Source organism: Aminobacter sp. P4_D5 (assembly GCF_056401815.1).
Genome location: NZ_JBFUIP010000894.1, coordinates 1 through 637, shown reverse-complemented (window position 1 = coordinate 637; position 637 = coordinate 1). Strand labels below are relative to the sequence as shown.

At 66.1% G+C, this 637-nt stretch carries 1 pseudogene; it reads right to left on the bottom strand.

From position 1 onward, the window contains the following. Positions 1 to 339, bottom strand: a pseudogene (locus tag AC1DWF_RS35640) (hypothetical protein); the annotation flags it as partial. Between the last annotated feature and the right edge of the window lie 298 nt (positions 340 to 637).

Here is a 637-nt window from a genome sequence, read left to right as displayed (position 1 = left end):
GCGGCAATAGACGCGGCTGCCCGGGGCGGAGCGGGCCAGCTTCTCCAGTTCCATCTCGCTGTCGAAGGCGAACATGCGCACGCCGCGCGCATAGGCACCGGCGATGTCGCGCTCGCGCTTGATGGTGTTGCCGTAGGAGATCGCCTCCGGATCGGCGCCGGAATCCAGGCACATCGAGACTTCCTGGAAGCTCGCGGCGTCGAAATGCGAGCCGAGGCCGACCAGCCGCTCCAGCACGGGCGCGGCCGGATTGGCCTTCACGGCATAATAGATGCGGGCGAGCGGAAGGGCATCGCGCAGCCGGCGGAAGTTCTCTTCCACGCGGTCCACGTCGAGCACCAGACACGGCGTCGCCGGTTGGGTGTCAGCAAGGAAGCGAGCGACCTTAGGGGTCATCGCAGGCACCTTCCACAAACATAGTGGAACCATCCCCGACGGGGCGGCCCCAGATTGACGAAACGGTCGAACGAACCAGCGACCAGAAGAAAACCGGAAGGGTGAGCCCCCGGGGTTGCCAGAACGCTTGACGTCGTTGCGTAAACCTTGCGCCGCGGTGGCAAGCCGAGAGAGGGGCTCAGCTCCGTGGGCCTGGGGCCAGAGGCACGTGCGTACTGCGTCTTGTGGGCGGGGATGTAGG